7 protein-coding genes are annotated in these 5,193 nt (G+C 46.3%); 5 read left to right on the forward strand and 2 right to left on the reverse strand.

Going from position 1 to position 5,193, the window contains the following annotated elements; genetic code table 11:
- Together HY879_25040 and HY879_25045 are read right to left on the reverse strand one after the other, a co-directional pair.
- On the reverse strand, nt 1-448 hold a 448-nt coding region (locus tag HY879_25040; protein MBI5606611.1), incomplete at its 3' end, for a M20/M25/M40 family metallo-hydrolase.
- Between the two features lie 417 nt (nt 449-865).
- Nucleotides 866-1,450: a Uma2 family endonuclease gene (locus HY879_25045; GenBank protein MBI5606612.1), complete on the reverse strand. Its 585-nt coding sequence runs from the start codon at nt 1,448-1,450 to the stop codon at nt 866-868.
- 422 nt (nt 1,451-1,872) lie between these two features.
- Here HY879_25045 and HY879_25050 point away from each other — a divergent pair, with 422 nt between their 5' ends.
- The 5 genes from HY879_25050 to HY879_25070 all read left to right on the forward strand — a co-directional run.
- Nucleotides 1,873-2,091 (forward strand): hypothetical protein, encoded by a 219-nt coding sequence (locus HY879_25050; protein MBI5606613.1) that lies wholly within the window; start codon nt 1,873-1,875, stop codon nt 2,089-2,091.
- Nucleotides 2,088-2,312 (forward strand): type II toxin-antitoxin system PemK/MazF family toxin, encoded by a 225-nt coding sequence (locus HY879_25055; GenBank protein MBI5606614.1) that lies wholly within the window; start codon nt 2,088-2,090, stop codon nt 2,310-2,312. The genes HY879_25050 and HY879_25055 overlap by 4 nt, the downstream gene beginning before the upstream one ends.
- A gap of 17 nt (nt 2,313-2,329) precedes the next feature.
- Entirely contained in the window at nt 2,330-3,376 is a 1,047-nt protein-coding gene (gene rlmN, locus HY879_25060; GenBank protein ID MBI5606615.1) for a 23S rRNA (adenine(2503)-C(2))-methyltransferase RlmN, read from the forward strand.
- A gap of 53 nt (nt 3,377-3,429) precedes the next feature.
- Nucleotides 3,430-5,037, forward strand: coding sequence for a response regulator (locus HY879_25065; protein ID MBI5606616.1), 1,608 nt, complete (start codon nt 3,430-3,432; stop codon nt 5,035-5,037).
- Between the two features lie 11 nt (nt 5,038-5,048).
- Nucleotides 5,049-5,193, forward strand: a 145-nt coding sequence (locus HY879_25070) for a hypothetical protein (GenBank protein ID MBI5606617.1), incomplete at its 3' end; no start/stop codon positions are given.

Below are 5,193 nucleotides of genomic sequence, written 5' to 3' on the forward strand. Positions count from 1 at the left end.
ACCCGGCCAGGACTTCGGCAGCGCCCATCCGCATCGCCGTATGAGTGTCATGGCCGCAGGCATGCATCACGGGGACCTTGGCCCCTTTCCAGGTCGCTTCAACCTTGGACGCATAAGGCAGGCCGGTCAGTTCCTTGACCGGTAAGGCATCCATATCGGCCCGAAGGGCAACGACCGGGGTGCTTTTTGTGCCTCTCAAAATACCAATGACACCGGTCTTCGCTACGCCGGTCTGCACTTCCATCCCGAGACTTCTCAAATGATCGGCGACGAGTTTGGCGGTTCTGACTTCCTGATAGCCAAGCTCAGGATGCTCGTGAATATCTCGACGCCACTGAACGACTTTCGGTTCGACCTTTTTGGCCAGAACATCAATATCCGATTGAAGCGGGTCGGCATACGCGCCCTCAACAAACAGAGTTGAACCTGTCAAAAAGACAAACATCATCAGACCAATACCATAAATACGAACTTCTCTTGTTAACCGCGACATAACGATCTCCTTTCTTGTGGTTCATTCCGTATCAGTAAATTTCATTGCCCTTTGCCATAGTGCCCCCATCGGGAATTGGGGGAGAAAACCACCCCTCCAAGCGAAGACTTCAGGATGCCTGGTTAATCCGGAAATACCATACCACTTTTTTTATCGACTGCTATTCTCAACAATATTGGCAAAGTACACTATCGATTTTCGTTTGTCCATCATTTGTTTCAATAATTTGTTTCAGTCAGTTCTTGTTACGTATGGCGACTGGTAATGCTATTATAGAACATTTGCCATAACATTGAGATTTGATGATCGGGTGTTTTTGCCCGGGGAGATAAGTAGCGAGTCAGAACCGTCCCCCGTTAAGGGATTCAGAGGTTATTTCTTGAAGATATCTTTTAGAGGAATGGATAATTCGTCCAGGATTCCCACCTGGATGGTGTCCTCTATGGCATAAACCGACGGTCTCCCATACTGCCTTTGGGGATCCAAACTGAAAACCATTATGATTTCATCCGTGGGGTTGACGATCCAGTATTCGTTGACCCCCATGCGTTCATAGAGAGAGAATTTTTCTTTGAGATCCTTACGGGCAGTTGATGGGGAAGTTATTTCGACAATCAGGTCGGGAGGGCCGAGACACCCCTTATCATCTAACTTGCCTTGGTCACAGACTACGACCAGATCGGGCTGGACGATGGTGGTTATTTCATCTTCTTTCTCTTCACCGTCAGGCAAACGGACGTCGAAAGGGGCGACATAAACTCGGCACTCTTTATCAGTCAGGAAATTATAAAATTTATTCAACAGGGCCACGAGAATTTCTTGATGGGTCCGGGATGGGGCCGGGGTCATATTGTAGGGAACCCCGCCGATCAATTCCCAACGTTCATTCTCCGGCCACTTTAAATAGTCGCCGTAATTGAAGCCCATTTCTTTTTTAGGTTTTGACTGAGCGCCCATAAGATTGATAAGACTTTGCTTTCTGATGGGTGGAGTATAAAATATAAAAAAGGGCAAGGTCAAGGTAAAAATAGGGCCGAAGGCAGGGGGCCAAAGGGGGACTTCTGAAGAAATAGGGGATTTTAGCAGCCCTGAACTTTACCAGTGGAAGGGGATAAGGGGAAAAGGAGAGGCAGACCTTCAAAATTTGGGCGAACTACCTCCTTTGCATTCTGAGCTTTCCTTAAACGGTGGGGTGATCTGCGGAACCCTCAAAATCCTGATCAGGGAGCAGCCTCATAGAAAGAAAGCTGGGAATCCGAGTAGACTATCAGAAATTCGAGGGCTTTTGGTTGGGGGTCTCTGGTTGGTTTGTCATACGCCCAAGTGCAAAAGAATCTTTCTGTTTGACAGACATAATTCATAACGTGTAATAAGCAATTATGAGAATGACGATATCATTACCGGATCAATTGGCTAAAAGGTTTCAGGCCATTGTGTCCCCCCGACAGAGATCTCGGATGCTGGCGGCCTTGCTTGCACAGGAACTAAAAAAGAAGGAAGAAGCCCTGGAAGCTGCCTGCCTGTCAGCCAATAGAGACAGATTGTTAGAAAAAGAGATCGATGAATGGCAGACCTTTGAAAATGGATTTGCCGAATGACCTCTGCAGCAATTAAACGGGGTGAGGTGTGGTGGGTTAGTCTTGACCCAACCCAAGGCTCTGAAATTAAAAAGACCAGACCTTGTCTGGTGTTATCAACTAATATACTTAACCGGTTACGTAAAACTATGGAAATCAAAATCATGGAATCGAAAATCGTTAAAGGGCTTTTTCTTTGCGGGGAAGTTTTGGAATATCCAGGGAAAGACTGGCGGCTATAATCTCCAGTTGAGCTTCTATGACGATCTCTAAAATCGACCTCCGAAATCTGACTTTCGAAGAATTAAGGGACTGGATAACTATCCTTGGACTTGAGCCCTATCGGGCAGAGCAGGTCTATCGCTGGATTTTCCAGCCAAACATCCGATCTTTTGATCAAATGACCAATTTGTCCAAAAAATGGAGAAGTCTTTTTGAAGACCGGGCCTATTTAAGTCGTTTGATCATTAAAAAAATGGAACGTTCCGCCGATGGGACCCGAAAATTTCTTTTCCAATTGGAGGATGGCGAGCTTATCGAAAGCGTCTTGATTCCCGAACGGGGACATTTTACCTTATGCATCTCTTCGCAAGTCGGCTGCGCCCAAAGATGCAGTTTTTGTTTTACCGGCAGGATGGGCCTCAAAAGAAACCTCAAGGCCTCTGAAATCGTCAATCAGGTCCTGGCCGTTCAAGAGACCTTGAACGATAAAGAAGCCCTTCTGACCAATATCGTATTAATGGGCATGGGGGAGCCTTTGCACAATTTTGTAAATACAGTCCGGGCCTTAAAAACATTGCTGTCTCCTGAAGGCATGCAATTCTCCCATCGCCATGTGACCTTATCCACAGCCGGTCTGATTCCGAAGATGAAGGCCCTGGGACAAGCCCTGCCGGTCAATCTGGCTGTTTCCCTGAATGCCGCCGATGATGCCACCAGAAACCGGTTGATGCCCATCAACCTGAAATATCCCCTGGAAGCCTTGGTGCAGGCCTGCCGGGAGTTTCCCTTGCCCCACGGGAAAAGGATCACCTTTGAATATATTCTGATCAAAGGGGCCAATGATTCCCCTCAGGCAGCCAGGACCCTGGCCAAATTACTGAAAGGGGTAAAGGCCAAGATCAACCTGATCCCATTCAATGCCCATCCGGGCATCGGCTTTGAACCGCCGGAAGAGAAGGACCTCTTGAAGTTTCAAGATATTCTGATCCAGGCCCGGTACACGGCCATTATCCGCCGGAGCAAAGGGGCCGATATATCGGCGGCCTGCGGTCAGCTTCATGCTGATTGGACCAGGCCAAGTTAGCCCTACTGCTTTTCTTCCTTGACCACTTTCCTACCCTACTTTATAATTCAAAAATGTTCGTTGATTACAGACAAAAAAAATTTCTTGTCGTCGATGACTTTCATGAGTTCAGGTCGGCCATCCGGTTTATGCTCCAGAGTTTCGGAGTTGTGTCAATTGATACGGCCGGCTCAGGAGAGGCCGCCATAAATCTGATCGAAAAAAAACCTTATGATGTGATCCTTTGTGATTATAACCTTGGCTATCAACAAAAGGACGGGCAGCAGATACTGGAAGAGGTCAAACACCGGCAACTCATTACGCTAACCACCGTTTTTATTATGATTACTGCTGAAAACACCCCGGAGATGGTTATGGGGGTTGCCGAATATTACCCGGATGATTATCTCATAAAACCTTTTACGAAGGATATTTTGAGAACCCGTATCGAAAAAGCCTTCAGGAAGAAGAATGATTTCGAACTGATTGAATCCGCCATCCAGAAAAAGGCCTATCGCCAGGCCATAACACTTTGTGAAGCGCGGATAAAAGAAAACCCTCCGAACCTGTTTGAATATATAAAATTGAAAGGTGAATTATTGCTCCAGATCGGTGACTATGACGGGGCCAAGGATTTGTTTGAAGAAGTCCTCTCTGTCCGGGAAATACCCTGGGCAAAAATCGGTATCGGGAGGGCCTTTTTTTACAAAGAAGAATATCCCCAGGCCCGCCAGGTTTTCCATTCGCTTATCGAAGAGAACAAAATGCATATAGTCGGCTATGACTGGCTGGCCAAGACATTTCTTAAATTGAATGCCATCGAAGAGGCACAGAAAATCCTTCAAGAGGCCGTGGATATATCCCCGAAATCGGTGAATCGTCAAAAATTGCTCGGGGAGATCGCCCTCCAGAACCAAAACTACGATCAATCCGAAAAAGCCTTTAAATCTGCAATTGAGTTCGGAAGGCATTCCTGCTTCAAGAATCCCACGGTATACATCGGACTGGCAAAAGTTCTCGTCAACAAGAAGGAGCCCGAGAAGGCCCTCTCCACCCTTAATGATATCCAAAAAGAATTCAAAGAAAATACCGAAGCCGCCTTTCAGACTGCAGTCATGAAGGGCGTTGTTTATCAGACGATGAACCAAAACGAAGAGTCAAAAAGGAACTCCCAGGAAGCAGCAAGACTCTATGAAGGGGCGGTAAAAGATATTCCCCAGGATATCTTGATTGACCTGGCAAAATCCTGTCTTGAAATGGGGGAAAAAGAAGAGGGCTTAAAACTAATCCAGGATGTTATCAGAAACAATCATGAAGATGCTGTCCTGCTCCTGAAAGTTCAAACGGTTTTTAATGATACCAACCTCTCCGAAGAAGGCCATCAGTTTATTGATTCCATTAGAAAAGAGATCATCCAGATAAACAACCAGGGCGTTAGGCTTGTAAAAGAAGGAAGACTTCCCGAAGCGATTGAATGTTTCGAGAAAGCCGCCCAAAGTATGCCGGGGAATAAGATTATTGTGGCCAATGCAGCGGAGGCTCTTTTTAGACAAATTCAGAACACAGGAAAAGATAAAACGTTGCTTCAGCGGGCCAAAAATTATCTTGATCGTCTTCAAAAAATCGATCCGGAATATAAGAAAATCCCCCACCTCCTCGAATGGTATGAAAACCTCTCTTAAGGAGTTAATCAATGGATGGCAATGACACGATAATCGAATTTTCGACCTATCTGGCCTCCCTGGTTCATGATATGAAAAACTCGGTCAGCATGCTCATGAATACAACCGACGAGGTCCTGACGCTCTGCTCAACGGAGACTTGTCCTTCTTATCAGG

This window comes from Deltaproteobacteria bacterium (genome assembly GCA_016219225.1).
Lineage (GTDB): Bacteria > Desulfobacterota > RBG-13-43-22 > RBG-13-43-22 > RBG-13-43-22 > RBG-13-43-22.